Raw genomic sequence first — 24,385 nt, forward strand, 5'->3', positions numbered from 1 at the left:
GCATGCCGGCACGCCGCCGGCGGCGCCAGGCGATTCAGCGATAGACGATCACAGGAATTTTCGTATGCGTGAGCACGCGCTGCGTTTCACTGCCGATCAACAGGCTGCCGAGCCCGCGCCGCCCATGCGACGCCATGAAGATCACGTCACAGCCGCCCTGCTCGGCCGCTTCGATGATGCCGAGATACGGCGCCGGATGCACGCTCGTGCGGCTCTCGACGTGGACGCCGACGCGGTGGGCCGCATGCTCGACTTCGCGCAGATGCACGCGGGCTTCGCGCTCGCTGCGTTGCAGGAACTCGCCGGGTGGTTCGACCGCGACATCGGAGAACGGCGAGTACGGATATTGCGGCAGACATGCGTACGCGGTCACGCGGGCGCCCACGGCCTGCGCGAGATCGATCGCGCCCGCTATCGCCTTGCGTGACAGATCTGAACCATCGGTCGGAACCAGGATGTGCCTGAACATGATGCCCTCCGTCGCCGGCTGCGCGCAGCACGGCGTCAGCGTCCAACAAAGCCCAGGGTGCAGGCTGCTCGAAGCGATTGTAATGCGTATGAATGCGGGCAATTGCGTCCGTCTGGGGCTTGGCGCGTCAGTCCCAGTAACCGGGTTCGCCGTACGTATGCTTGAGAAAATCAAGAAACAGCCGCACCCGCAGCGGCAGATGACGGCGTTGTGGAAACACCGCGTGGATGCCGATCGGCGGCGCGGCGAATTCGTCGAGCACCGTGACGAGGCGCCCCGCCGCGAGGTCCGCGCCGACCTCCCACCACGAGCGCCACGCGAGTCCGTGTCCGGCGAGACACCATTCGTGCAGCACCGCGCCGTCCGAGCATTCCATCGTGCCGGACACCTTGATCGAAACGACCTTGCCGTCTTGCTGGAACATCCAGCCGCGCTGCTGGTTCGCGCTCGCGCCGAGCGCGAGACAGTTGTGGCGCGCGAGCTCGGCGAGACTATGCGGCGCCCCGCGCCGGTTCAGATACGCGGGCGACGCGACACACACGCGGCGGTTTTCGGCAAGCTTCAGCGACACCAGCGACGAATCGGGCAACTCGCCGAGCCGCACCGCGCAATCGAAACCCTCGTTGACGAGATCGACGAGACGATCGGACAAATCGAGCGTGATCGACACGTCCGGATGCGCGACCGTGAACGCGGGCACCAGTGGCGCCACGTGCCGCCGCCCGAAGCCGGCCGGCGCCGACAGCCGCAGATGGCCGCTCGCCTTCACGCCGCCGGCCGACACGCTCGCCTCGGCGTTCTGCATGTCGTGAAGGATGCGCTGGCAGTCTTCGAGAAAGGCGGAGCCTTCGAAGGTCAGCGTGATTTTGCGCGTCGTGCGCACCAGCAGCTTGACGCCGAGACGCTCCTCGAGCGCGTCGATGCGCCGGCCGATGATCGCGGGCGCGACGCCCTCGGCGAGCGCCGCCGCGGACAGGCTGCCTTTGGCCGCGACAGTGGCGAAGGTCTCGATCTGCTTGAAACGGTCCATGAAACGGCGCAAAAGTGAGGGTTCCGTGTGAGATTAGGTATATGAAAGTAAAAGATCAAGTGATATTTAGCCTATTTTTTAGCACCTAAGGTCACCAATACAATCGATCTCGACCTCTGACAGGAGCGCATGGCAATGTCGGCCACAACGACACCTTCACCGCGAGCAGTGATTTTCGACGCCTACGGCACGTTGTTCGACGTGCATTCGGTGATCGCGGCCGCGGAGCAACTGTTCCCCGGACACGGCGACGCATTGTCCCAGCTGTGGCGCCAGAAGCAGATCGAATACACGCAGCTGCGCACGCTCGCCGCGCGCACCGACGCGCCCGGCGAACACTACCGCCCGTTCTGGGACATCACGCTCGACGCACTGCGCTTCGCCGCGAAAAGACTGCAGCTCACGCTCGGCCGCTCGGCCGAAAAGCGTCTGATGGACGAATACGCGTGCCTGTCAGCGTTTCCCGACGCGGTGCCGGTGCTGCGCGCGTTGCGCGAGCCCGCCGCCGCGCCGCGTGCCGGGTTCAGACTCGGGCTCGCGATTCTGTCCAACGGCAATCCGCAAATGCTCGACATCGCGGTCAAGAGCGCCGGCATGAGCGCCCTGTTCGATCACGTGCTGTCGGTCGACGCCGTGCGCGCGTACAAACCCTCGCCCGCCGCGTATGCGCTCGGTCCCGATGCGTTCGGCGTGGCCGCGCGCGAGATCGTGTTCGTGTCGTCGAACGGCTGGGACGTCGCGGGTGCGACCTGGTTCGGCTTCACGACGTTCTGGCTGAACCGGCAGAACCTGCCCGTCGAAGAGCTTGGCGTGACACCGCACGGCACCGGCGGCGGCATGAACGATCTGCTGGGCTTTCTGCGGACACTGTCGACGTCGTCGCGCTCGACCGGCAGCCGCCAAACCAAAACTCAGGGCAGTGGCAGCCGCAAGCGCGCCAGCCCGCGCGTATGACGCCCTCGCGCTCGTGCACTCACTTGCTCTTTTCAACCTTCGCATTTTTGCAATCTGACCGACCAAGGAGAAAACATGGCTAATCCGCTGTCGTTGCCGCAAGGCATGGAGATCACCGGCGACATCAAGCCCGGCTTTGAAGCGATCCTCACCCGCGAAGCGCTGGAACTCGTCGCGGCCTTGCATCGTACGTTCGAGCCACGCCGTCAGCAGTTGCTGCAGGCGCGCGTCGAACGTGCGAAACGGCTCGACGCGGGCGAGCGGCCCGACTTCCTCGCCGCCACGAAGAGCGTGCGCGAAGGCGACTGGAAGATCGCGCCGCTGCCGCAGGATCTGCAGTGCCGGCGCGTCGAGATCACCGGGCCGGTCGAGCGCAAGATGATCATCAACGCGCTCAATTCGGGCGCGGACTCCTACATGACCGACTTCGAGGATTCGAATGCGCCGAGTTGGGACAATCAGATCACCGGTCACGTCAATCTGAAGGACGCGGTACGCCGCACGATTTCTCTCGAACAGAACGGCAAGTCGTACCGGCTCAACGACAAGACCGCGACGCTGATCGTGCGCCCGCGCGGCTGGCATCTCGACGAGAAGCACGTGAAGGTCGACGGCGAGCGCGTGTCGGGCGGCATCTTCGATTTCGCGCTGTACATGGTGCATAACGCGAAGGAACTGATCGCGCGCGGATCGGGCCCGTACTTCTATCTGCCGAAGATGGAGAGCCATCTCGAGGCGCGCCTGTGGAACGACATCTTCATCGCCGCGCAGGAAGCCGTTGGCGTGCCGCGCGGCACGATTCGCGCGACGGTGCTGATCGAGACGATCGTCGCCGCATTCGAAATGGATGAAATCCTGTACGAGCTGCGCGAGCATAGCTCGGGTTTGAACGCGGGCCGCTGGGACTACATCTTCTCCGCGATCAAGAAGTTCAAGAGCGACCGCGACTTCTGCCTCGCCGATCGCTCGCAGATCACGATGACCGCGCCGTTCATGCGCGCGTACGCGCTGCTGTTGCTGAAGACCTGCCATCGCCGCAACGCGCCGGCGATCGGCGGCATGAGCGCGCTGATTCCAATCAAGAACGATGCGGCCGCGAACGACAAGGCAATGGCCGGCGTGCGCTCGGACAAGGCGCGCGACGCGGGCGATGGCTACGACGGCGGCTGGGTCGCGCATCCGGGTCTCGTGCCGGTCGCGATGGAAGAATTCGTCAAGGTGCTCGGCGACCGGCCGAATCAGATCGACAAGCAGCGCATCGACGTGCTCGTGACCGCGACCGATCTGCTCGACTTCCGCCCGGAAACGCCGATCACCGAAGCGGGCTTGCGCAACAACATCAACGTCGGCATTCACTACCTCGGTTCGTGGCTCGCGGGCAATGGCTGTGTGCCGATTCACAACCTGATGGAAGACGCGGCCACCGCCGAGATTTCGCGCTCGCAGGTGTGGCAGTGGATCCGCTCGCCGAAGGGCAAGCTCGACGACGGCCGCAAGGTGACGGTCGAACTGGTGCGTGCGCTCGCGGGGCAGGAACTCGACAAGGTCAAGCAAACGGTGGGCGGAGATACGAAGCCGTATGAACGCGCCGCGCAGATCTTCGAGCAGATGTCGACCGCGGAGCAGTTCACCGATTTTCTGACGCTGCCGCTTTACGAAGAGATTTGATGGTGTCGATGATGCGGGCTCGGGCGCATTGAACCTGCTCGAGCCGGTTGATCACATCTATTCGAATGACGGCGCGCCGCGGACGTACGTGGCGCGCCGTTTTTTTCGCTCGCCTTGGTGGACCAGCTCAGCGCGTGCGCCGATGTTTGACCCAATCCCCCGAACGAATTTCGGGCAGCCCTTTGACCGCGTTCGGCGCGACCGGATAGAAGCGGCAGTTCACGACGTCGCCGTCTACTTTGACCATCACCTCGCGCGCCAGAAAACGATCGTCGACGCCCGGATAAACGGCTTCGATCTCGTCGAGCACCGCGACGAGCGCATCGTCGATTTCGTAGACGTCGCCGACCACGTCGACGCCCGCTTCGTCGACGACGAGGCCCGGATAGTCGCCAAAATCGAACAGATGGCCGCGCACCGTAGTGCTGCCGAGCAGGCTTGGCGCGGGCAGGTCGTTGCGCGCGGCGGCTTCGCTGATGTCGTTGGTTTCACCGGCACGCAGCGTGCCGTAGACAAAGACGGTCTGCATCGTCGTTGAGTCTCCGTGGTCAGAGGTGATTGGGTGGCGCGGGGGGCCATCGGGACATTATGCAACGGTGGCCGGTCGGCATCAGCAACCACGCACGATCTACAATGCCTGGAACCCGCGCCGGTGAATGGCCTCGACCGCGCTTCGCCGTTGCCGGCTCCGTTATCCGAACCGACCTTGCCATGCCCTCGTCCGCCGACTCCAACCCGCTGAGCCACGTGCGTTTCGCCGACATACCGCCCGAGTTCGCGCCGAACGACACGCATCCGATCCGCGTGCGCTCGCGGCCCATGCCGGCGGGCTGGCATATCGCGCGTCATACGCATGCATGGGCGCAGGTCGCGTATGCGTCGCGCGGCGTGCTGCGCGTCGCGACAACGGGCACGACGTGGATGGTGCCGCCATCGCGCGCGATCTGGTTGCCGCCGCATGTCACGCACGAAGTGGTCGCCGTCGAGGATGCGTTCCTGCGCACGCTGTACATCACCGAGAATACGGTGCCCGCCGGGCTCGATACGCCTCGCGTCGTCGAAGTATCGAACCTGTTGCGCGAGGTGATTGCCGCGCTCGATATGCCTGGCCTGTCCGCTGCGCGCGAGCAATTGCTCGGCGCGCTCGCGCTGGATGAACTGACGCGCTCCGAGCCGTTGCCGCTGTCCGTACCGATGCCCAGCGAAAAGCGCCTGCGCGCGCTGTGCGAGGCCGTGATCGCCGACCCGATGCATGGCGAGTCGCTCGAACAGTGGGCATCGACGGTGGGCGCGAGCACGCGCACGATCGCGCGGCTGTTCCGCCAGGAGTTGGGGGTGAGCTTTTCGCAGTGGCGTCAGCAGGCGATTCTCGCGCGCGCCATTCCATTGTTGAGCCAAGGGCGGCCGCTGTCGCACGTCGCGCAGGAATTGGGCTATCAGAGCCAGAGCGCCTTCTCTGCAATGTTCCGGCGCGCGTTCGGCGCGAGTCCACGCGCGTTTATCGAACGAGGCGCAGAGCATCGCGCGAGCAACGGCGCGCATGACGATGCGCAAGCGGATGATGAAACGGTACAGGACGAAGCCGGCTCGGCTGACGTTGCTGAGCGGTGAATGACGATCCCTGGCGATGCGCGTCGGCGATCCACGCAGACCCGGCCTCAAACCCGCCGCGCCAGATGACGGATTGCACCTAGCTGCGCGAGCCGCGGACCGGCGAGCTTATAGCCCTTGCGCTGATAGAGCCGCGCCGCCGGATTATCGACGAACACGCGCAACTGCAATTCGCGCAGCCCGCGCTCGCGCGCCCATTGATGCGAGATGTCGAGAAGAAACGTACCAGCGCCAAGCCGCCGATATCCTTCGGCAATCTGCACGTCACGGATATGCAGCGAATCACCTTCCTCGGTGATACGCAGCACGCCCATCGGCACGCCATCCATTTCGAGAATGAAATTCTCCGATTCGCGCCAACTGCCGAGAAACAGATCGCTGCGCCACACCAGATGATGCCGGCGATAGTAGCCGCCCATGTTGTTGCGGGTCAGCGCCTCGGCAAACTCGAAATCGTCCATGCTGGCCGTGCGCAGATGAAACGGTGACGGGGCTTCGGTGGGATCGAACATGGCAGGACCGCGAGGATGAGTCGGATCAACGGTAAAACAGGCCGCGCGCGCTGGCAATGGCTGTTTGTCCCGAGCCTTTCGCGAGGCGGCCGGTAACGGACAGCGGAAGCAAATAAAAAAAGCCCACTTCTTGCGAAGTGGGCTTTTTCAAATCTGGCGGAGCGGACGGGGCTCGAACCCGCGACCCCCGGCGTGACAGGCCGGTATTCTAACCAACTGAACTACCGCTCCAGATTTTGCATCGCAGCCCCTGATGCCATGCTCTCAGGCTGCTGCACCGTTCAAACTTCCAACCGAACGACGCCGATGTTCTGGCGTCCCCTAGGGGATTCGAACCCCTGTACTCACCGTGAAAGGGTGATGTCCTAGGCCTCTAGACGAAGGGGACAACGTACTGCTTACACCTTTAATGAAAAAGCCCGTTCAGGTATGTGTGAACGGGCTTTGTCTGGCGGAGTGGACGGGACTCGAACCCGCGACCCCCGGCGTGACAGGCCGGTATTCTAACCGACTGAACTACCACTCCAGTCTTTACACCCTGCTTGCGAGCGTCGGTTAATTCTCTGCAAGCTGCAGCCGCTTTACTACTACTCGAATACTAAAGCGACGCTGATGTTTGGCGTCCCCTAGGGGATTCGAACCCCTGTACTCACCGTGAAAGGGTGATGTCCTAGGCCTCTAGACGAAGGGGACAAAATCTTTTCAGATCCGTCTTAATTCGCTTTCGACTTGAACAACTCGATTTAACTTTTCAGTTAAATCGCCAAGCTGTTTTGTCGTCAACTGCGAAGACCGTTATTTTAACTACGTTTCAGCGATTTGTGAAGTCTTTTTTTCTACAACTTTCAGACTTCTTAACCACTTTAACTTTTCTGCTGTGTTGGTGGAGGTAAGCGGGATCGAACCGCTGACCTCTTGCATGCCATGCAAGCGCTCTCCCAGCTGAGCTATACCCCCGCGCACATCAGAGAAACGAGATTCTAGAGGGCGATCTGCGCTTTGTAAATACCCTTTGAGCAATTACATGCGAATTTTTTCCAAAGGCATGTGAAACCTCTCACACACGTCGCGGCTGATCAACCGAGCGCTTTTTCGATGCGGCCAACGACGGCTTCGCGACCGAACAGCATCAGCACGTTATCGATCGACGGCGTATGCGTCGTACCCGCCACCAGCAAACGCACCGGCATCGCGAGCTGCGGCATCTTCAGCTTATGGGCACCGAGCGTAGCCTTCAGCGCGGCGGCGATCGCCTCCTTGGTCCACTCGACCGTCTTCAACGCAGCGGCCAGATCAGCGAGCGCGGGACGAACCGCGTCGGTCACGTGCTGGGCGAGCGACTCGGCATCGGGTGCCGGCGTTCGATAGAACATCGCGGCGTTCTGCGCGATCTCCTTCACGGTCGACGCACGATCCTTCATCAGGCCCACCACGCCCGTCAAATCCGGACCTTGCGCGAGCGTGGCTTCGTCGATGCCGAGTTCCGCGAAGAACGGTTTCGCCAGTTCGGCGAGTCGCGCATTGTCCGCTTCCTTGATGTAGTGCGCGTTGAGCCAGTTCAGCTTGTCATGGTCGTACTGCGCCGGCGACTTGCCGAGGTGCTCGAGATCGAACCACTCGACGAACTGCTCGCGCGTGAAAATCTCCGCGTCGCCATGCGACCAGCCGAGGCGCGCCAGATAGTTGACGACCGCTTCCGGCAGATACCCTGCATCGCGGTAACCCATCACGCTCATCGCGCCGTGGCGCTTGCTCATCTTCTCGCCCTGCTCGTTCAGCACGGTCGGCAGATGTGCATACACCGGCGGCTGGCCGCCGAGCGCGCGCAGAATGTTGATCTGCCGCGGCGTGTTGTTGACGTGGTCGTCGCCGCGAATCACGTGAGTGATGCGCATGTCGAGATCGTCGACGACGACGCAGAAGTTATACGTCGGCGTGCCGTCCGGCCGGGCGATCACGAGATCGTCGAGTTCTTCGTTCGAGATTTCGATGCGGCCTTTCACTGCGTCGTCCCACGCGACCACGCCGGTCAGCGGATTACGAAAGCGCAGCACTGGCGTCACGCCCGCGGGCGGCTCCGGTAGCACCTTACCCGGCTCCGGGCGCCACGTGCCGTCGTAGCGCGGCTTTTCGCCCGCTTCGCGCTGACGCTCGCGCAGCGCATCGAGCTCTTCGGTCGACATGTAGCACGGGTAGACGAGCCCTGCGTCCTGCATCTGCTTCAGCACTTCGCGGTAGCGGTCCATGCGCTGCATCTGGTAGAACGGGCCTTCGTCGAAATCGAGACCGAGCCATGCCATGCCTTCGAGAATCGCGTCGACGGACTCGGTCGTGGAGCGCTCGAGGTCGGTGTCCTCGACCCGCAGCACGAAGGTCCCTTTCATCTTGCGCGCGAACGCCCACGGATACAGCGCGGAGCGGATGTTGCCCAGGTGGATGAAGCCGGTGGGACTCGGTGCGAAACGGGTACGAACGGAGGTGGTCATTAGCGGTTACTCGGAAAACAGGCGCCGGCGCTCAGGCGAACATGGCTGCAAGCGCGGCAGCGAAGCGTGCCCATGCTGCGCGCGATGTCGCGCACGGCCACGAGGGAAAAATAGGTGCAAGAGCCGAATTATACCTTCCGCACGTGGGTTGCCGCCCTCGTCCGACCGGCCTAACGCGCATGGGCGAACGGCATCCGGACACCTGCCTACGCCCCTTCCCACCGTTCACCCAACCCATCCGAAAAAGACGCGGCACCAGTTCCGAATACTTCCTCTGCAACGTTTCATTACAGCGGACCGCGCGCGCCGATCGTTTGCATTAAGATGTGCGCGCGCTGATATAAGGGCTTGCCCCGCACATCGATCCGATAGGAACGGGACACTCTCCAGCGCGCGGAATCGCCGCCGGCGATCCGCCTGGCCTGACCTCAGCCTGATCGCGGTACGCGCGACGCCGCCTGCGTCGCCGGCGCCGTTGCTGGAGAACTCGTTGAAACCCTCATCCCCCAGTTTGAGCCGCCGCAGCTTTTCGCTGGCGGCCGTATCCGCGGTGCTTGCCGCCTGCACCACGACCAACGGCAAACTCAATGGCGCGCCGATTACCGCGGCGCCCGCTGTTCCGCCGCCTGAACAAGCGCAACAGAAGCCGGTTCGTGTCGCGCTCGCTCTCGGCGGCGGCGCGGCGCGGGGCTTCGCGCACATCGGCGTCATCAAGGCGCTCGAAGCGCGCAATATCCAGATCGATCTGATCGCTGGCACGAGCGCCGGCTCCGTGGTCGGCGCGCTGTACGCGTCGGGCATGAACGGCTTCGCGCTGAACAAGCTCGCGCTGTCGATGGACGAAGCGTCGATCAGCGACTGGGCGATGCCGTTTCGTACGCGCGGCTTCCTGCAGGGCGTCGCGCTGCAGAACTATCTGAACACGACGCTGAACAACCGCCCGATCGAGAAGATGGCGAGGCCGCTCGGCGTGGTCGCAACCGATCTGCAAACCGGCCAGCCGATCCTGTTCCAGCGCGGCAACACCGGCACCGCAGTGCGCGCGTCGTGCAGCGTGCCGTCGATCTTCGAGCCGGTGAAGATTGGCGGTCACGAATATGTGGATGGGGGTCTCGTGAGCCCGGTACCGGCGTCGTTCGCGCGCAAGATGGGCGCGGATTTCGTCATCGCCGTCGATATCTCGCAGCGACCGGAGACCGGCCTCACCACGAGCTCATTCGACGTGCTGATGCAGACCTTCACGATCATGGGCCAGACGATCAAGGCCTACGAACTCGACAAGTACGCTGACGTGGTGATCCGACCGAATCTCGCGGCGATGAGCGGCAGCGATTTCTCGCAGCGCAATGCGGCGATCCTCGCCGGTGAGGAAGCGGTCGCGAAGATGATGCCGGAGTTGCAGCGAAAGCTCGCCGCGCGGCGCATGGGCGCCTGAAAGAGAGGTGGCGCACAGTCGCTATGCGCCACCATGGGCAAAATGCGCGCCTCAAACGCAAAAAGCCTGCTTCGAACGAAGCAGGCTTTTTTTATCGCCGGATCAGCGCGGAATCAGTTATTCCCGCCGATCGTCGCGGCCACGCGCTTGCGCAGATCGTCGGCCTGATACGAGGTCTCGATCCGACGCGCACCCGTGAAGCGCTTTTCCCAGTAGCCGTCATCCATGTCGTCGACGCGGATCGTGCTGCCGGTGGACGGCGAGTGCACGAACTTGTTGTCGCCGATATAGATGCCGACGTGCGAGAACGTGCGGCGCATCGTATTGAAGAACACCAGATCGCCCGGCTTCAGGTCGCTGACGCGCACCTTTTCGCCCATGCGGCTCATTTCCTCGGCACGCCGCGGCAGCGCGAGGCCGAGCGTGTCCTGGAACACGTAGCGCACAAAACCGCTGCAATCGAGGCCTGAATCTGGCGTGTTGCCGCCCCAACGATAGCGAACGCCGATCATATTCAACGCGCCGACCACCACGTCGCCCGCCTTGCCGGCCATGCCGGACAGGAACGATCTGGCGCCGCTGCTCTCGGCGCTAGCAGCCTTGGGTTGCGGAGTGAGGAGGGAGAGAGGATCCGAGCCGTTGGTGGTCGGATACGAGGCATTCTGATTAAAACTGCTTACTTCATCGGCGAACGCGCCGGGAGCTGCTGCCATCAAGACGCCAATGAACATCCCGGCGACGACGCGCGTGCAAGCCTGGGTGAAGTTTCTGTGCTGCATTGGTCGGTAGTTTTTGCAAAAAAATCAGACGTCTATGAAAAAGTTTGGTCGATACTAGCCAGTAAGTATTTGCGTGTCAAAAGGAATAGAAAAAATCAATCGACGTGCGCACCCAATTGGGGAAAGGGTGAAAAATCAACGGTCAAGTGCCGCTTTCAGCAGCTTTCGAGTGTAAGGATGCGCGGGTGCCGCAAAAATCTTCTCAACATCCCCAGTCTCGACGATCGATCCGTTTTGCATCACCACGACACGGTGCGCCATCGCCCCGATCACCTCCAGGTCGTGGCTGATAAACACGAAGCCGAGGTTGTACTTGTGCTGCAAACCGGTGAGCAGCTTGAGCACCTGCTGCTGAATCGACACGTCGAGCGCGCTGGTCGGTTCGTCGAGGATCAGCACGCGCGGCTCCAGTACCAGCGCGCGCGCGATGGCGATGCGCTGCCGCTGCCCGCCCGAGAACTCATGCGGATAGCGATACAGCGCGGCACGGTCGATGCCGACTTCGCGCAGCACCGCGACCACCTTGTCGCGCCGCGCCTGCGGGGTCATTTGCGGCCGATGCAGCGCGAGCCCCTCGCCGACGATCCGCTCGATCGTCTGCCGCGGTGAAAGCGAACTAAAAGGGTCTTGAAAGACAACCTGCATATTCGAGCGCAGCGCGGTCTTTTCGGCGCCCCGATAGCTCGCGAGCGCCCTGCCCTGAAACTGGATCTCGCCGTGCGCGGTGCGCTGCAGACCGAGCAGCGCCATCGCGAGCGTCGACTTGCCCGACCCCGATTCGCCGACGATCCCGAGCGTCTCGCCCTGGCGCACCGACACGTTCGCCGCGTCGACCGCGCGAAACCGCCCGGCGCCGAACCAGCCACGCAGGCCCGGCAGCTTCGTTTTGAAGTCGACCGACACGTCGCGCGCTTCGAGCAGCACTGGCGAGATCGGCAGCACCGGCGCGACCTCGCGCTGCGGCCGGCTGGCGAGCAGCCGCTGGGTATATGGATGGCGCGGCGCCTCGAACACCTGCTCGACCGTGCCGGTTTCGACCAGCACGCCCCGCTCCATTACCGCAACACGCTGCGCGAAGTGACGCACCAGGTTCAGGTCGTGCGTGATCAGCAGCACGGCCATGCCGCGCTTTTGTGCTTCGTCGCGCTGCAATTCCAGAAGCAGCTCGACGATCTGCGCGCGAATCGTCACGTCGAGCGCGGTGGTCGGCTCGTCGGCGAGCAACAGGCGCGGCCGGCAGGCGAGCGCCATCGCGATCATTGCGCGCTGCCGCTGGCCGCCCGACAGCTGATGCGGATAGCTGTTGACGCGCTTCTCCGGTTCGGGGATGCCGGTGCGCGCAAGCAACGCGACCGCCCGCCTGCACGCCTCGGCCATGCTGACGCCGTCATGCACGACGATCGTCTCCGCAATCTGGTCGCCAATCGTATAGAGCGGATTGAGCGCGGTCATCGGCTCCTGAAAGATCATCGCGATGGCCGAGCCGCGCAGCCCGCGCATCGAGCGCTCGCTCTTCGCGAGCAGGTCTTCGCCATCGAAGCGAATCGCGCCGCTCACCTGGGCGTCGTTCAGCAGGCGCAGCACCGACAGCGCGGTCACGCTCTTGCCCGAGCCCGACTCGCCGACGAGCGCGACGCGCTCGCCGCGCGCGATCGCGAGCGTGACGTCGTCGACGGCCACCGTGTCGCCGAACGCCACCCGCAGATGGTCGAGTTCGAGCAGCGGCGTATCCGTCGATTGCGGATCGATTTGCGGCAGCGCGCTCATTGGCCACCTCCGGCGTGTATCGCATCGGAGATACGCGTATCGAGCGCGTTGCGCAGCGCGTCGCCCATGAAGGTCAACAACAACAGCATCGCCACCAGCACGCCGAAGGTCGACACTGAGATCCACCATGCGTCGAGATTCGCCTTGCCCTGCGCGAGCAACTCGCCAAGGCTTGGAGTGGGCGGCGGCACGCCGAGGCCGAGGAAGTCGAGACTCGTCAGCGCGAGAATCGCGCTGCTCATGCTGAACGGCAGGAACGTGATGACCGGCGTCAGACTGTTCGGCAACACGTGACGCCACATGATCTGCCAATGCGACAGACCCATGGCGCGCGCGGCGCGCACATAGTCCTGCTGGCGATTGCGCAGGAATTCGGCGCGCACGTAATCGGACAGGCCGATCCAGTTGAACAGCGACAGCAGCACGATCAGCAGCGCGAAGCTGCGCTCGAAGATCGACGAAAAGATGATCAGCAGATAGAGCTGCGGCATCGCGTTCCAGATTTCGATCAACCGCTGCCCGACGATATCCGTTCGCCCCCCGAAGTAACCTTGCACCGCCCCCGCGACGATGCCGACTATCGTGCTGATCACGGTCAGCACGAGCCCGAACACGACCGACACGCCGAAGCCGTACAACAGGCGCGCGAACAGGTCGCGGCCGCGGTCGTCGGTACCGAGCCAGTTCTCGCGCGACGGCGGCGCCGGGTTGGGCGCCTTCGAGAAGTAGTTGAGCGTGTCGTAGTAGTAATGATTCGGCGGATACAGCGCGAAGTTGCCCGGCGCATCGAAGCGGTGACGGATGTACGGATCGAGATAATCGGTCGGCGTCGGGAAGTTGCCGCCGAAGGTGGTCTCCGCGTAGGTCTTCACGAGCGGAAAATACAGATGGCCGTCGTAGCGCACGACGACCGGCTTGTCGTTCGACCACAGCGGCCCCACGAGGCTCGCCGCGAACGCGACGACGAAGACGATAAGGCTCCAGTAGCCGAGACGCTGCTGGCGAAACCGCTGCCACACGCGACGCGCCGGCGACGGCGACATCAATGCGCGCGCGGGTTCGGTGCGTGCCGCCGCATCGGCGGAAAGGCGGGCTCGATTCATCAGCGCTCCAGTTGTTCGAATTGGATGCGGGGATCGACCCACACGTAACAAAGGTCTGAGATCAGCCGGGTGACGAGGCCGATCAGCGTGAACAGATACAGCGTGCCGAGCACGACCGGATAGTCGCGCCGCATCACCGATTCATACGACAGCAAGCCGAGCCCGTCGAGCGAAAACAGCGTTTCGATCAGCAGGCTCCCGGTGAAGAACGCGCCGATGAACGCGCCCGGGAAATTGACGATCAGCGGCAGCAGCGCATTGCGAAACACGTGCTTCCACAACACGCGCCGCTCGGACAAACCTTTGGCGCGCGCGGTCAGCACGTACTGCTTGCGGATTTCGTCGAGGAACGCGTTTTTCGTCAACATCGTGACGACCGCGAAGCTGCCCACCACCGACGCCGTAATCGGCAACGTGATATGCCACAGATAGTCGAGGATCTTGCCGACGAGGCTCAGCTGATCCCAGTTGTCGGAAGTGAGGTTGCGCAACGGAAACAGTTGCAGGAACGTGCCGCCGCCGAACAGCACGAGCAGCAGCACGCCCAGCACGAAGCCCGGAATCGCATAGCCGACCAGCACGACGAGGCTGGTCGCGATATCGAAGTGCGAGCCGTTGCGCACCGCCTTCGCGATGCCGAGCGGCACCGATATCAGATAAGTGAGAAAGAACGTCCACAGACCGATGCTGATCGACACCGGCAGCTTCGACACGATCAGCGACCACACGCTCTGATGCCGGAAATAGCTCTGGCCGAGATCGAAAGTCGCGAAGCGCTTGAGCATCAGCACGTAGCGTTCGAGCGGCGGCTTGTCGAAACCGTACAGCTGCTTCAGCTGCGCGATCTGTTGCGCGTCGACGCCGCTATGCGAGCGCAAACCGAACGGCGAGGCGCCCTCCGCGCCTTTGCGCAACTCGTGCTGCATCTGCTCGACGGGACCGCCCGGCACGAACTGGATCACGACGAAGGTCAGCGTCAGCACGCCGAGCAGCGTCGGGATCATCAGCAGCAGGCGTTTGAGGATGTAGCTCCACATAGGCGGTGTTCCAGTGCGAACGCGTTGGTGGGGGCGATGGGTCTGCGGATCAGTCGGCGCTGGCCGTGTGCGCCTGCGGATCTTCGTACCACCACATCGTCGTGATCCAGCCTTCCGCGCCATAGTACAGCGGCAAAGTCTTCGGCCACGCGAGCCCGCGCTTGTACGCGACGCGATGCGTGCCGCTGTACCAGTGCGGCACCACATAGTAGCCATGCGTCAGCAGACGGTCGAGTGCATGCGCGGCGTCGGTCAGTTGCTCGCGCGTTTGCGCGTGCACGAGCGCGTTCAGCACCGAGTCGACGGCTGGCGACTTCAAGCCGATCGCATTGTCCGAGCCGGGGGTATCGGCAGCCTTGCTGCCGAAGCGGGTGATCTGCTCGGAGCCCGGCACCTGCACGTCCGGCACTCGAATCGTCGTCACGTCGAAATCGAATGCGTCGAGCCGCTTCTGATAGACCGCGAAGTCGGTCGTGCGGAAGTTCACGGTGATGCCGAGCTTCTGCAGATTGCGCGTGAAAGTCGCGATGATCGGCTCCATCGACGAGGCCGAACCCGCGTCGTCGAGTATCTCGAACTGGAACGGCTCGCCCTTCGCGTTGCGCAGCGCGCCGTCGCGATAGGTCCAGCCGGCCTGCTGCAGCAGATCGCGCGCCTCCAGCAGATTCGCGCGCAGCGAGCCGGGCGGATCGGTATCGGGCTGCTTCGGCAGCGGCCCGAATACCGCCGGATCGAGCTGCGAGCGAAACGGCTCGAGCAGCGCGAGCTCGCCGGGCGACGGCAGCCCCTTCGCCTGCCATTCGGTGTTGGCGAAATAGCTGTCGATGCGCGTGTACTGGCTGAAAAACAGCTGGCGGTTCAGCCATTGAAAGTCGAGCGCGAGATCGAGCGCCTTGCGCACACGCACGTCCTGGAACAGCGGCCGGCGCGTGTTCAGGAAAAAGCCCTGCATGCCGGTGCCGTTGTGCTGCGGAAACACGCGCTTGATCAACTCGCCGCTGTCGAACTTCTTGCCGACGTCGCGCCGCACCCAGTTGCGCGCGATGTATTCGACCAGCGCATCGTACTCCCCCGCCTTGAACGCCTCGAGCCGCGCAGTGCTATCCGCATACAGCTTGTAGACGATGCGATCGAAGTTGTGCATGCCGACGCGCACCGGCAGATCGGCGCCCCAGTAGTTCGGGTCGCGCTTAAACGTGATCGTGCGGCCGTTGTCGAAGCTGTCGATCAGATATGGCCCGCTGCCGATCGGCTTTTCGAACGCGATCTGATCGAACGGAATGCGGCTGCCGTCGGGCTTCATCCCCCACTTGCGCGAGAACACCGGCATGCTGCCCGCGAGCAGCGGCAACTCGCGATTGCGCTCGCGAAACTCGAAGCGCACCGTGGCCGGATCGACGACGACCGCGCGCTTGATCTCGCTAAACAGCGATGCGAACTGCGGCGCGGCCTGCGGGCTCTTCAGCGTGTCGAGCGAGAACTTGACGTCGTCGGCGGTCACGGGGTCGCCGTTCGAAAAGCGCGCGCGCGGATTGATGTGGAACGTGACCGACAGGCCGTCGGGCGCGACGACGATGTCGTCGGCGAGCAGCCCGTAGGCCGACGCGACTTCATCACTGCTGCCGATCGTCAGGCTCTCGAACATCAATTCGAGGCCGGGCGCCGCATTGCCGCGCAGCGTGAACGGATTGAACTTGTCGAAGCTCGTCAGACGGCTCGGGTTCGCGAGCACTAGCGTGCCGCCTTTCGGCGCATCGGGATTGACGTAGTCGAAATGTCTGAAGCCGGCCGGATATTTCGGCTCGCCGTATTGCGCGATCGCGTGCGCGGCACGCGCGTGCGGCGCGGCGAGCAGACTCGCGCACAGCAGCGCGACGGCGAACGCGGCGCGCAAGGGTCCGTGGATCATGCTGTGCCGAAGTTCCTCAGGCGGTTGAACCCGTCGCGAGCCGGTAGTCATGGAGTCGTGCTGGTAAGTGGGCAGTGGCGATGTGGGGGATTCTACCCAATTAGCTTGCGCGATCCGGCGGGCGACTGCGACGAAATGCGTCAGTTGTCGATGGTTCAGCGCAGAAAACAAAAACCGCCCTCGAAGGGCGGTTCTGGTGTCGCAGCGGACAGTTAGCGCGCCGCGGTGCCGGCTCAGTGCCAGCCGCGATGCTGGTCGTAGTGACCGTGCCGATAGTCGCCGTGGCCCGGCGGATGGTGGCGATACCAGTCGTCGCGCGCCCAGTAGCGATGGCCGTCCCAGTAACGGTCGCCATGCCAGCCGATCACGATTTGCGGACCGCCGTAGTACACCGGAGCCGGCTGGTAGACCACGGGAGGCGGCGGCGGAGGCGGCGGTGCGTAGACCGGAGCCGGTGCGACGTAGACCGGTGCTGGAATGCCGATATTCACCCCGACGTTGAGCCCCGCGGCCATCGCGGCACCCGATGCAGCCAACGTCAACACCCCGAGCATAAGCGGAACAAGACGAGCGGACTTCATTGATCACCTTTGTACGAACATGTTTTGTTGGCGGAAATATAACGCAAGGCAGCAACCGGCGTATTTCAACTTTGTAATAACTGATGCTGAAAATCGCCTCACTGGCGGCGGCGTAATGTCTGGTTACATCCGCCATACGGCGGTCAAAAAGCGCCTACGGCGGGCGCGGCGGCTGGCGGTCCGGCAGGTCTACCGAAAACGAACATTCATTGTTCGAAAGAACATACATGCGCGATATTTAGAATCAGAGTCATCGGACCACTTTTCGAAAATTTTGACGAAAATTATCAAATTATCTCGAAAAATCAAGCAACAACTCCGCATGACACATGGTTTTCCCGGATATCTAGTCGCTTTCCAAGTGGTAGGATGACCACCATTGAAGACCAACAAATGTTCGAATTCGCGCATTTCCAAGCACAGGTTCGCAAGCAACCGCTCGATGCGCCACGGAGACTGATTTTGAAAACGATCAAAGGATTGCGCTGGTGGATCATCGCCCTCGTTTGCGTTGGGACGATCGTCAACTATCTGTCGCGCAACGCGCTCGGCGTGATGGCGCCCGAGCTGATGAAGCTGCTGCACATGAACACGCGGCAGTACTCGTACGTGGTCGGCGCGTTCCAGGTCGGCTATACGGTGATGCAGCCCGTCTGCGGCCTGATCATCGATCTGATCGGCCTGCGCCTCGGTTTCGCGCTGTTCGCCTGCCTATGGTCGCTGACCGGCGTGCTCCATAGCTTCGCGGGCAGCTGGTTTTCGCTCGCTGCATTGCGCGGCTTCATGGGCCTGTCCGAAGCGGTCGCGATTCCCGCCGGCATGAAGGTCGTCGCCGAATGGTTTCCCGATCGCGAGAAATCCGTCGCGGTCGGCTATTTCAATGCGGGCACCTCGTTCGGCTCGCTGCTCGCGCCGCCGCTCGTCGTGTTCCTGTCGCTGCGCTATGGCTGGCAGAGCGCGTTCGCCGTAACCGGCGCGCTCGGCTTTTTCTGGGCCGCCGCGTGGTTCGTGCTGTACCGCTCGCCCGCCGAGCACAAGCGCGTGAGCGACGCCGAGCGCACGGCGATCCTCGAAGGCCAGGCACCGCCGGCGGCACGCCGCGCGAGCGTGCGCGAAGTGCTGCGCACGCGCCGTTTCTGGGCGATCGCGCAGGCGCGCTTTTTCGCCGAACCCGCGTGGCAAACGTTCAGCTTCTGGATTCCGCTCTATCTCGCCACGCAGCGTCACATGGATCTGAAGGAGATCGCGCTGTTCGCGTGGCTGCCGTTTCTCGCCGCCGACCTGGGCGGTCTGTTCGGCGGCTATCTGTCGCCGTTCCTGATGAAGCATTTTCGCGTGCCGCTGATCTGGTCGCGCATCTCGGGCGTCGTGCTCGGCGCGCTGATGATGCTCGGCCCGGCGTCGATCGGTCTCGTCGCGTCGCCGTATCAGGCTATTGCGCTCTTTTGCGTCGGCGGCTTCGCGCACCAGATGATCTCGGCGCTCGTCAACACGCTGGCCGCCGACGTGTTCGATGCCGGCGAAGTCGGCACCGTCGCCGGCTTCGCGGGCATGGCCGCGTGGATCGGCGGCCTCGGCTTCTCGCTGATGGTCGGTGCGCTCGCCGATTCGATCGGCTACACGCCACTGTTCGGCGCGCTCGGCGCGTTCGACCTCATCGGCGCGGCGCTGCTGATCATCCTGATGCGCGGCGTGCCGCGCCACGGCCGCGCGCGCCGCGCCGACCTGAGCGTCAACACTGCTGCCTGACCTCCCTCGAAGACTCATCATGCGTTCACAGATCAATCTCAAACATCCGCCGCGCTTCGCGCTCGCCCCTAACGCTGGCAACCCCGCGGCCAACCCGGTCGTGCTGAGCGCGCAGTCGAACTGCCGCATCGAACTGTTCGTGCTCGCCGAGGACATCATCCGCGTGCTCGTGCTGCCGGACGGCGAAACGCACGGCCCGCGCACGTGGGCGATCGCGCCCGGCGCGGACGACGTGCCGCTCGAAGGCCGCGAGCGCCGCGACCTGAGCGGCTTTACGCCGCCGCCGTTCACGGTGAACGACGCAGCCGGCCATGTCGTGATCGAAACCGCGCGCGTACGCGTGAGCGTCGCGCTCGAAGGCGGCGCCTGCGCATGGGACATCCTGCACGAAGGCACGTGGCATCGCGTGATGAGCGATCGCAAGACCCAGGCGTACAACTTCGGCTGGTGGGACTCGCGCGTGTATCACTACGTCGAGCAGCGCCGCGACGAAATGTACGTGGGCCTCGGCGAGCGTGCCGGCTCGCTCGATCGCGCGCAGCAAAGCTACGAGATGCGCAACATCGACGCAATGGGCTACAGCGCGCGCACAACGGACCCGCTGTACAAGCACATCCCGTTCTACGTGACGTGGCAGCCGCAGACGTCGACGGGCTTTGGCCTGTTCTACGACACGCTCGCCGATTGCCGCTTCGACATGGGCCGTGAGCTCGACAACTACCACGGTCACTATCGGCACTTCATCGCCGAGCATGGCGATCTCGACTACTACTTCATCGCGTCGCCCGGCTCGCCGCTCGACGCGGTGCGCCGCTTCACGTGGCTCACCGGACGTCCCGCGTGGATGCCGAAGTGGGGTCTCGGCTACTCGGGCTCGACGATGAGCTACACCGACGCGCCGGACGCACAACAGCAGATGGGCGAATTCATCGAGCGCTGCCGCGAGCACGACGTGCTGTGCGATTCGTTCCATCTGTCGTCGGGCTATACGTCGATCGGGCCGAAGCGCTACGTGTTCAACTGGAACCACGAGAAGTTTCCGGACATCGACGGCTTCGTGCAGAGCTACCTCGATCACGGCGTGCGTCTGTGCGCGAACATCAAGCCGTGTCTGCTGCAGGATCACCCCGCGTTCGACGACGTCGCCGAGGCCGGCCTGTTGATCGAAGCGCCCGATGGCGAGCCCGCATGGGTGCAGTTCTGGGATGAAGTCGGCGCGTATCTCGACTTCACGAATCCCGCGACGATCGACTGGTGGAAGGCGCGCGTGAAGGACGCGCTGCTCAAATACGGCATTGCGGCCACCTGGAACGACAACAACGAGTTCGAGATCTGGTCGCCGCATGCGATCGCGCGCGGCTTCGGCAAACCGTATCCGGCACATCAGGCGAAGGTGCTGCAAACGCAGCTGATGATGCGCGCGTCGCACGACGCGCAGCGCGAGCATGCGCCCGACAGACGTCCGTTCCTCGTATCGCGCTCGGGCGGCGTGGGCATGCATCGCTATGTACAGACGTGGTCGGGCGACAACTACACGTCGTGGGAAACGCTGCGCTTCAATCTGAAGATGGGCCTCGGGCTCGCGATGTCGGGCGTGTCGAATAGCGGCCACGACATCGGCGGCTTCTCGGGTCCGGCGCCGGAGCCGGAGCTGTTCGCGCGCTGGGTCGCGTTCGGCATTTTCCTGCCGCGCTTTTCGATTCACTCGTGGAACGACGACGGCACCGTCAACGAGCCGTGGATGCATCCCGAAGTCACGCGGCACGTGGCGGACCTGATCAAGCTGCGCTATCGCCTGATCCCTTACCTGTACGAGCTGCTGTGGCAATCGCATAGCGCGTACGAGCCGGTGCTGCGGCCGCTGTTCGCGGAGTTTCCGCACGATCCGCGCTGCCTCGTCGATGGCGACGACATGATGCTCGGCTCGTCGATGCTGGTCGCGCCGGTGGTCGATCCGGGCCGGAGCACGCGCGACGTGTACCTGCCGGCCGGTTCGCGCTGGGTGTCGTACTGGAGCGGTGAAGCGTTCGACGGCGGCCAGACCGTCACGTTGCCCGCGCCGTTCGAGCGGCCGGTGTTCCTGCTGCGCGAAGGCAGCGTGATTCCGCTCAACATCGCCGAGCAGCATTTCGGCCGTCCCGCCGACGAGCGCGCATTCCTCGCGGTGCCGTATGCCGCCGGCGCGGGCACGGCGCAAGGCGGCTCGATCGAGGACGACGGCGAGACCGAAGCGTGGCGCAATGGCGAGCAAGGCCGCTGGAACGTCATGCTAACGGGCGACGCAAACACGTTGCGCGTGACGCTCGAGCGTCCGCAATGGAAACATCACTCGCAGCAGCAAGTGCGAGTGTTCGTGCCGACGCATGAGACTCGCGCGATCGTCTGCACGAACGGCACGCTCGACGCCGACCATACCGCAAACGGCTGGCGCTGCCTGACGATTTCGTTGCCGCACTGAGGCACAAAAGCACCGACTCGCGCTACCAGGCTCGCACTACTAGGCACTGAACAACACACCGCACCGGCCTGAGGGATCAGGCCGTCCCTTCAGTCTGGAGACGTCCCAATCATGAAAATAAACCAGCGTGCGCGCACCCGCGCGTTTGTCCTCTGCTGCCTGCCGTTCGCGGGCGCCGCGTTATCGACCAGCGCGTCCGCGCAAAGCAGCGTCACGTTGTACGGCGTCGTCGACAATGCGTTCGCTTATGCCAGCAATCAGAAGGGGCATTCGAACTTCTACATGAGCCAGGGCAATCTTCAGGCGAGCAAGTTCGGCTTCCTCGGCTCGGAAGATCTCGGCGGCGGCACGAAGGGTATCTTCCGGCTCGAGAGCGGCTTCAATTCGCTGACCGGCGCGCAAAGCACCGCGGGCTACCTGTTCAACCGCCAGGCCTATGTCGGCCTCGCGAACGACCGCTACGGAACCGTGACGCTCGGCCGCCAGTACACGCCCTACTTCCAGATGGTCGGCGCACTCGGACCGACCGGCGTGCTGACCGGCGCGACCGGCGCGCACCCTGGCGATCTCGACGCCCTCGACACGACACTGCGCTTCAATAATTCCGTTACCTATCTATCACCGACGATCGCGGGTCTGCAGGCTAGCGCGCAGTATGGTCTCGGTGGCGTGCCCGGCAGCGTCGCGAACGGCAGCCTGTTCAGCGCTGCGCTGCGTTATGACTTCCAGCCCGTGTCGCTCGCGGCCGGCTATGTGAAGCTGAAGGACATCGCGACCAGCGCGGCGCTCGGCAGCTTCGCGATCAACTCCCCGGTCAACAACGGTTATGCGAGCGCGCGCAGCGCGCAGCTGTTCGCCGCGGCGGGCCGCTACACGTGGCACGATCTGATGGTGGGCCTCAACTACTCGAATGTGCAGTACGCGCCGGGCAACGGCTCGCGGTTCTTCGACAAGGCCGTGTTCAACACGTATGGCGCGATCGCGACGTACCGGATCACGCCGAGCGTGACCGTCGGCGGCGGCTATAGCTTCACGCACGCAAGCCAGGCGAATGGCATCACCGATCCGGCGCACTATCATCAGATCTCGCTCGAACAAACTTATAACCTGTCGGCGCGCACCACGCTGTACGCGCTCGAGGCCTATCAGCATGCAGGCGGCAAATCGCTGATCGCGTCGGGCAGCGGCGTGACCATCGCCGACGCGGTCGCGGTGGTCGGCGACTCGCAGAACACGACGCCGTCGTCGGGGCCGTCTCAGTTCGTCGGCATGGTGGGATTGCGGCACGCGTTCTAAGCGACGCGCTTGCAGTCGGTGGCACGATCGGATCGATCAGCAGGGCTCATTGCCCGTCGCGATGAAGCTGGCGTGCCGCCGACCGTTGTGTTCGAAGTGGCCGAAGCCACTTCGTCGACGTGACGCAGGTTTACTGATATGACATCGTGAACGTCGCGACGCCGTTCGCGCTTCCGGCGGTGATCGTATTACCGGTTTTCACGTAACGCCCGCCAAAGGGCAAACCGACCACGGAGCCGCTGCCCGCGCTGCTACCAACACGCATCTGATGCAAATTGCCCGCCGCCGACGAATCCGGTCCGAACGAGACCGGACTGCCATCTTTGACGATCTGAATACCGACACCGCTCGCGCTCGACCCCGACGCCAACGATAAAACGTTCGAATAGTTAGCGGGATGGTTGTTGTCTGTAAAAGTAATGGAGTAGTTCGTCGTTACACCGGCGCAATTCAACCCGATCTGAAAAGGGACCGTATCCGACGTCGATCCCACTGCATGGAATCGACCGAGCGGTACGTTTCCCAATGACACGCCGATCGAAGGCGTCGTGACCGTACAGGTTTGATTTGCGATCTGCACAGGGTTCGCCAATGACACGGTGCTGGCGTTGAGGCCGCCCACCGTCGTCGAGAAATACGGGCCGGCCGGCAGCGTCTGGCTGCTGACGAGCGGCGACAGTTTGACCAGCTGCATCGTGATGGTCGGTCCCAGATACGCGTAACATTTGCCGCCCGCTGCCTGATTGCACGACGTCGGCTCGAAGAGCGAGACCGGCAACGTTCGCGCACCGGTGGGAAAGTATCGGCCGTTCGCCTGCAGCGTATAGCCGATGCCCGTCGCGCCGATCGGCATCACGTTGTTCGAGCCGGACGAGCCTCCTCCCTGGAGGTTCGCGTAGACGGCGGACGCATCCGTCGTGCAATGCACGCCGGATGGTGCCGCACTATTGAAAGCGACCGTCGCCGTGCCTTGACCGATCACGCTGCCCACTGCTGCATCACGCGCAACGGTGATCGGCGACGCGATCGAGATCATCAGACTCGGCGTGCCAGCCGAGCCTTGCGTGCATTGGCCATGCGCGACCTCCGGCAGCAGCATCGTCAGCATCAACGCGCATGCCGACGACAGCGCTTGCGTCGCGACGCCTTCCGAATGGACAAACCTGCAGACGAGTTTCATAAACTTCCTTGCGATGAGCGAGCGACCGCGCGCGTCAATGCGCAGGCGGTAACGGCACGAAACCGACGCCGTGTCCCCCACGATTGCCGGTGCCATTGCCGGCGCCATTGGGCGGCGGCGTCGCCGACGCGCCGGCAGGACTCGCTGCGCCGCCCGTCGATGCATGACGTTTGCGCCAGTCTCCATGCGCCCGATTAGCCCCAGCGACCGCAGGATTGCCCGCGATGCCGGGCGAACGAACCCTCTGCGCGTGGGCCGGGAGCATCGGCGCGGCCGTCAGCGCGAACAGCGAAACGGCCAGTAAAAGACGTGCTTTCAATTGAGCGCTCTCTTTGAACGTTGATTGAATCTATCCGCGTGG

20 protein-coding genes and 5 tRNA genes are annotated in these 24,385 nt (G+C 63.5%); 7 read left to right on the forward strand and 18 right to left on the reverse strand.

Going from position 1 to position 24,385, the window contains the following annotated elements; genetic code table 11:
- Nucleotides 1–34 precede the first annotated feature (34 nt).
- Nucleotides 35–469 carry a universal stress protein gene (locus GCT19_RS03105; protein ID WP_018435495.1) on the reverse strand — a complete coding sequence of 145 codons (435 nt, stop codon included), beginning with the start codon at nt 467–469 and terminating at the stop codon, nt 35–37.
- 127 nt (nt 470–596) lie between these two features.
- Nucleotides 597–1,499: a LysR family transcriptional regulator gene (locus tag GCT19_RS03110; protein WP_018435494.1), complete on the reverse strand. Its 903-nt coding sequence runs from the start codon at nt 1,497–1,499 to the stop codon at nt 597–599.
- Between the two features lie 135 nt (nt 1,500–1,634).
- On the opposite strand from GCT19_RS03110, the gene GCT19_RS03115 reads away from it, so the two are divergent.
- Both GCT19_RS03115 and aceB read left to right on the forward strand, forming a co-directional pair.
- Nucleotides 1,635–2,453, forward strand: coding sequence for a haloacid dehalogenase type II (locus GCT19_RS03115; protein ID WP_152850992.1), 819 nt, complete (start codon nt 1,635–1,637; stop codon nt 2,451–2,453).
- 75 nt (nt 2,454–2,528) lie between these two features.
- Entirely contained in the window at nt 2,529–4,121 is a 1,593-nt protein-coding gene (aceB, locus tag GCT19_RS03120; RefSeq protein WP_152850993.1) for a malate synthase A, read from the forward strand.
- A 127-nt stretch (nt 4,122–4,248) separates the two neighbouring features.
- Here aceB and GCT19_RS03125 read toward each other — a convergent pair whose 3' ends face one another.
- Nucleotides 4,249–4,650 carry a gamma-glutamylcyclotransferase family protein gene (locus GCT19_RS03125; RefSeq protein WP_013089737.1) on the reverse strand — a complete coding sequence of 134 codons (402 nt, stop codon included), beginning with the start codon at nt 4,648–4,650 and terminating at the stop codon, nt 4,249–4,251.
- A 182-nt stretch (nt 4,651–4,832) separates the two neighbouring features.
- Between GCT19_RS03125 and GCT19_RS03130 the strand changes: the two genes are divergently transcribed.
- A complete protein-coding gene (locus GCT19_RS03130) occupies nt 4,833–5,732 on the forward strand; it encodes an AraC family transcriptional regulator (protein WP_018435491.1) in 900 nt (299 codons plus the stop codon).
- 47 nt (nt 5,733–5,779) lie between these two features.
- On the opposite strand, the gene GCT19_RS03135 is transcribed toward GCT19_RS03130, so the two are convergent.
- The 7 genes from GCT19_RS03135 to gltX all read right to left on the reverse strand — a co-directional run bounded on the left by GCT19_RS03135 (nt 5,780) and on the right by gltX (nt 8,730).
- Complete coding sequence (locus tag GCT19_RS03135) at nt 5,780–6,244, reverse strand: GNAT family N-acetyltransferase (RefSeq protein ID WP_018435490.1); 465 nt, start codon at nt 6,242–6,244, stop codon at nt 5,780–5,782.
- Between the two features lie 154 nt (nt 6,245–6,398).
- Nucleotides 6,399–6,475, reverse strand: a tRNA-Asp gene (locus tag GCT19_RS03140).
- A gap of 81 nt (nt 6,476–6,556) precedes the next feature.
- Nucleotides 6,557–6,632 (reverse strand) — tRNA-Glu (locus tag GCT19_RS03145).
- A 61-nt stretch (nt 6,633–6,693) separates the two neighbouring features.
- Nucleotides 6,694–6,770: transfer RNA gene (locus GCT19_RS03150), tRNA-Asp, on the reverse strand.
- Between the two features lie 91 nt (nt 6,771–6,861).
- Nucleotides 6,862–6,937: transfer RNA gene (locus GCT19_RS03155), tRNA-Glu, on the reverse strand.
- Between the two features lie 188 nt (nt 6,938–7,125).
- A tRNA-Ala gene (locus tag GCT19_RS03160) sits at nt 7,126–7,201 on the reverse strand.
- A 119-nt stretch (nt 7,202–7,320) separates the two neighbouring features.
- Nucleotides 7,321–8,730: a glutamate--tRNA ligase gene (gene gltX, locus GCT19_RS03165; protein ID WP_152850994.1), complete on the reverse strand. Its 1,410-nt coding sequence runs from the start codon at nt 8,728–8,730 to the stop codon at nt 7,321–7,323.
- Nucleotides 8,731–9,163: 433 nt separating this feature from the next.
- On the opposite strand from gltX, the gene GCT19_RS42575 reads away from it, so the two are divergent.
- Entirely contained in the window at nt 9,164–10,165 is a 1,002-nt protein-coding gene (locus tag GCT19_RS42575; RefSeq protein WP_375792042.1) for a patatin-like phospholipase family protein, read from the forward strand.
- Between the two features lie 113 nt (nt 10,166–10,278).
- On the opposite strand, the gene GCT19_RS03175 is transcribed toward GCT19_RS42575, so the two are convergent.
- The 6 genes from GCT19_RS03175 to GCT19_RS03200 all read right to left on the reverse strand — a co-directional run bounded on the left by GCT19_RS03175 (nt 10,279) and on the right by GCT19_RS03200 (nt 17,341).
- Entirely contained in the window at nt 10,279–10,944 is a 666-nt protein-coding gene (locus tag GCT19_RS03175) for a C40 family peptidase (protein WP_152850996.1), read from the reverse strand.
- Between the two features lie 135 nt (nt 10,945–11,079).
- Nucleotides 11,080–12,711: an ABC transporter ATP-binding protein gene (locus tag GCT19_RS03180; RefSeq protein WP_018435486.1), complete on the reverse strand. Its 1,632-nt coding sequence runs from the start codon at nt 12,709–12,711 to the stop codon at nt 11,080–11,082.
- On the reverse strand, nt 12,708–13,814 hold the full coding sequence (locus GCT19_RS03185) for an ABC transporter permease (protein WP_152850997.1): 1,107 nt from the start codon (nt 13,812–13,814) through the stop codon (nt 12,708–12,710). The genes GCT19_RS03180 and GCT19_RS03185 overlap by 4 nt, the downstream gene beginning before the upstream one ends.
- Entirely contained in the window at nt 13,814–14,851 is a 1,038-nt protein-coding gene (locus GCT19_RS03190) for a microcin C ABC transporter permease YejB (protein ID WP_013089745.1), read from the reverse strand. The genes GCT19_RS03185 and GCT19_RS03190 overlap by 1 nt, the downstream gene beginning before the upstream one ends.
- 49 nt (nt 14,852–14,900) lie before the next feature.
- Nucleotides 14,901–16,760 carry an extracellular solute-binding protein gene (locus GCT19_RS03195; RefSeq protein WP_184130445.1) on the reverse strand — a complete coding sequence of 620 codons (1,860 nt, stop codon included), beginning with the start codon at nt 16,758–16,760 and terminating at the stop codon, nt 14,901–14,903.
- 233 nt (nt 16,761–16,993) lie between these two features.
- Nucleotides 16,994–17,341: a hypothetical protein gene (locus GCT19_RS03200; RefSeq protein ID WP_026228693.1), complete on the reverse strand. Its 348-nt coding sequence runs from the start codon at nt 17,339–17,341 to the stop codon at nt 16,994–16,996.
- Between the two features lie 462 nt (nt 17,342–17,803).
- Here GCT19_RS03200 and GCT19_RS03205 point away from each other — a divergent pair, with 462 nt between their 5' ends.
- The 3 genes from GCT19_RS03205 (at nt 17,804) to GCT19_RS03215 (ending at nt 22,844) form a co-directional block, all read left to right on the forward strand.
- Nucleotides 17,804–19,090: an MFS transporter gene (locus tag GCT19_RS03205; protein WP_152850999.1), complete on the forward strand. Its 1,287-nt coding sequence runs from the start codon at nt 17,804–17,806 to the stop codon at nt 19,088–19,090.
- Between the two features lie 19 nt (nt 19,091–19,109).
- On the forward strand, nt 19,110–21,548 hold the full coding sequence (locus tag GCT19_RS03210) for a glycoside hydrolase family 31 protein (protein WP_152851000.1): 2,439 nt from the start codon (nt 19,110–19,112) through the stop codon (nt 21,546–21,548).
- 111 nt (nt 21,549–21,659) lie between these two features.
- Nucleotides 21,660–22,844, forward strand: coding sequence for a porin (locus GCT19_RS03215; RefSeq protein WP_152851001.1), 1,185 nt, complete (start codon nt 21,660–21,662; stop codon nt 22,842–22,844).
- 130 nt (nt 22,845–22,974) lie between these two features.
- On the opposite strand, the gene GCT19_RS03220 is transcribed toward GCT19_RS03215, so the two are convergent.
- Complete coding sequence (locus GCT19_RS03220) at nt 22,975–24,024, reverse strand: fimbrial protein (protein WP_176136207.1); 1,050 nt, start codon at nt 24,022–24,024, stop codon at nt 22,975–22,977.
- Between the two features lie 34 nt (nt 24,025–24,058).
- Nucleotides 24,059–24,343 carry a hypothetical protein gene (locus tag GCT19_RS42580; RefSeq protein WP_018435477.1) on the reverse strand — a complete coding sequence of 95 codons (285 nt, stop codon included), beginning with the start codon at nt 24,341–24,343 and terminating at the stop codon, nt 24,059–24,061.
- Between the last annotated feature and the right edge of the window lie 42 nt (nt 24,344–24,385).

It is taken from the genome of Paraburkholderia atlantica, assembly GCF_009362785.1.
Lineage (GTDB): Bacteria > Pseudomonadota > Gammaproteobacteria > Burkholderiales > Burkholderiaceae > Paraburkholderia > Paraburkholderia atlantica.

What these genes read in the sequence shown, in the direction of transcription:
- GCT19_RS03105 (WP_018435495.1), bottom strand. Translation starts at nt 469, where the DNA reads ATGTTCAGGCACATCCTGGTTCCGACCGATGGTTCAGATCTGTCACGC.
- GCT19_RS03110 (WP_018435494.1), bottom strand. Translation starts at nt 1,499, where the DNA reads ATGGACCGTTTCAAGCAGATCGAGACCTTCGCCACTGTCGCGGCCAAA.
- GCT19_RS03115 (WP_152850992.1), top strand. Translation starts at nt 1,635, where the DNA reads ATGTCGGCCACAACGACACCTTCACCGCGAGCAGTGATTTTCGACGCC.
- aceB (WP_152850993.1), top strand. Translation starts at nt 2,529, where the DNA reads ATGGCTAATCCGCTGTCGTTGCCGCAAGGCATGGAGATCACCGGCGAC.
- GCT19_RS03125 (WP_013089737.1), bottom strand. Translation starts at nt 4,650, where the DNA reads ATGCAGACCGTCTTTGTCTACGGCACGCTGCGTGCCGGTGAAACCAAC.
- GCT19_RS03130 (WP_018435491.1), top strand. Translation starts at nt 4,833, where the DNA reads ATGCCCTCGTCCGCCGACTCCAACCCGCTGAGCCACGTGCGTTTCGCC.
- GCT19_RS03135 (WP_018435490.1), bottom strand. Translation starts at nt 6,244, where the DNA reads ATGTTCGATCCCACCGAAGCCCCGTCACCGTTTCATCTGCGCACGGCC.
- gltX (WP_152850994.1), bottom strand. Translation starts at nt 8,730, where the DNA reads ATGACCACCTCCGTTCGTACCCGTTTCGCACCGAGTCCCACCGGCTTC.
- GCT19_RS03175 (WP_152850996.1), bottom strand. Translation starts at nt 10,944, where the DNA reads ATGCAGCACAGAAACTTCACCCAGGCTTGCACGCGCGTCGTCGCCGGG.
- GCT19_RS03180 (WP_018435486.1), bottom strand. Translation starts at nt 12,711, where the DNA reads ATGAGCGCGCTGCCGCAAATCGATCCGCAATCGACGGATACGCCGCTG.
- GCT19_RS03185 (WP_152850997.1), bottom strand. Translation starts at nt 13,814, where the DNA reads ATGAATCGAGCCCGCCTTTCCGCCGATGCGGCGGCACGCACCGAACCC.
- GCT19_RS03190 (WP_013089745.1), bottom strand. Translation starts at nt 14,851, where the DNA reads ATGTGGAGCTACATCCTCAAACGCCTGCTGCTGATGATCCCGACGCTG.
- GCT19_RS03195 (WP_184130445.1), bottom strand. Translation starts at nt 16,760, where the DNA reads ATGATCCACGGACCCTTGCGCGCCGCGTTCGCCGTCGCGCTGCTGTGC.
- GCT19_RS03200 (WP_026228693.1), bottom strand. Translation starts at nt 17,341, where the DNA reads ATGAAGTCCGCTCGTCTTGTTCCGCTTATGCTCGGGGTGTTGACGTTG.
- GCT19_RS03210 (WP_152851000.1), top strand. Translation starts at nt 19,110, where the DNA reads ATGCGTTCACAGATCAATCTCAAACATCCGCCGCGCTTCGCGCTCGCC.
- GCT19_RS03215 (WP_152851001.1), top strand. Translation starts at nt 21,660, where the DNA reads ATGAAAATAAACCAGCGTGCGCGCACCCGCGCGTTTGTCCTCTGCTGC.
- GCT19_RS03220 (WP_176136207.1), bottom strand. Translation starts at nt 24,024, where the DNA reads ATGAAACTCGTCTGCAGGTTTGTCCATTCGGAAGGCGTCGCGACGCAA.